General features: G+C 65.5%; 1 protein-coding gene. It reads left to right on the top strand.

Going from position 1 to position 1,430, the window contains the following annotated elements; translation table 11 throughout:
• The first annotated feature begins 114 nt into the window (after nucleotides 1-114).
• Entirely contained in the window at nucleotides 115-1,428 is a 1,314-nt protein-coding gene (locus VXD91_RS30910; protein ID WP_067990476.1) for an IS256 family transposase, read from the top strand.
• The last annotated feature ends 2 nt before the right edge of the window (nucleotides 1,429-1,430 follow it).

The raw sequence follows: 1,430 nt of genomic DNA, 5'->3' as shown, positions 1-1,430 counted from the left end.
GATGAGGCCCGAGGAGGCGGCCTGAAAGTGGGCGCACCTTCCCGAGGATGATCATCACGGAATCAGGTATTCGATCAAGACCGGCGTTGGCGCGCTGGTTGGGAAGGTACGCCCATGCTCACCGTAGTTCACGATGCCGAGGAGGCCAACGGCGGCGAGGCCGGCCGGTCGTTGTTGGACGAGATCGTCCGCGACGGAGCCCGGCAGATGTTGGCCGCTGCCCTGCAGGCCGAGGTCGCCGCGTACGTGGCCGCATTCGCTGATCAGCTCGACGAGAACGGTCACCGACTGGTGGTCCGCAACGGCTATCACCAGCCGCGTGAGGTGCTGACCGCGGCCGGTGCCGTGCAGGTGAAGGCGCCGCGGGTCAACGATCGCCGTGTCGACCCCGATTCTGGTGAGCGGCAGCGGTTTTCCTCGGCGATCCTGCCGGCCTGGGCACGCAAGTCCCCGCAGATGAGTGAGGTGCTGCCGCTGCTGTATCTGCACGGCCTATCGACCAGCGACTTCGGGCCCGCACTCGAGCAGTTCCTCGGCTCGGGTGCCGGGTTGTCGGCCACCACGATCACCCGTCTGACCGCGCAGTGGCAAGACGAAGCCCGTACGTTCGCTGCCCGGGACCTGTCCGGCAGCGACTACGTCTACCTGTGGGTCGACGGCATTCACCTCAAGGTCCGCCTGGACCAGGAGAAGCTGTGCCTGCTGGTGATGCTCGGCGTGCGCGCTGACGGCCGCAAAGAGCTCGTGGCGATCACCGACGGCTATCGGGAGTCATGCGAGTCGTGGGCGGATCTGCTGCGCGACTGCAAACGACGCGGCATGACCGCCCCAGTGCTGGCCGTCGGCGATGGCGCGCTCGGGTTCTGGAAGGCGGTGCGGGAGGTATTCCCGAAGACCCGAGAGCAGCGCTGCTGGTTCCACAAGCAGGCCAACGTCCTTTCCGCACTGCCGAAGTCAGCGCATCCGGCCGCGCTGGCGGCCATCAAGGACATCTACAACGCCGAAGACATCGACAAAGCTCAGGTCGCGGTCAAGGCCTTCGCGGTTGCCTTCGGCGCGAAGTACCCGAAAGTGGTCGCCAAGATCGTCGACGACCTCGATGTCCTGCTGGAGTTCTACCACTACCCCGCCGAGCACTGGATCCATCTGCGTACCACGAATCCGATCGAATCCACCTTCGCCACAGTGCGTTTGAGAACGAAGGTCACCAAGGGTCCGGGATCGCGGGCCGCTGGATTGGCCATGGCCTACAAGCTGATCGACGCCGCCCAAGCCCGTTGGCGGGCCGTCAACGCCCCACATCTGGTCGCCCTCGTCCGCGCCGGAGCGGTCTTCCACAAAGGCAAACTGCTCGAACGGCCCACCGACATCACCCCACCGACACCACCGTCAGACGGCGATCAACACACCGAAACGGAGGTCGCCTGAAA

This window comes from Mycobacterium sp. SM3041, assembly GCF_039668335.1.
Taxonomy (GTDB): Bacteria; Actinomycetota; Actinomycetes; order Mycobacteriales; family Mycobacteriaceae; genus Mycobacterium.
This window is presented reverse-complemented; position numbering and strand designations above follow the sequence as displayed.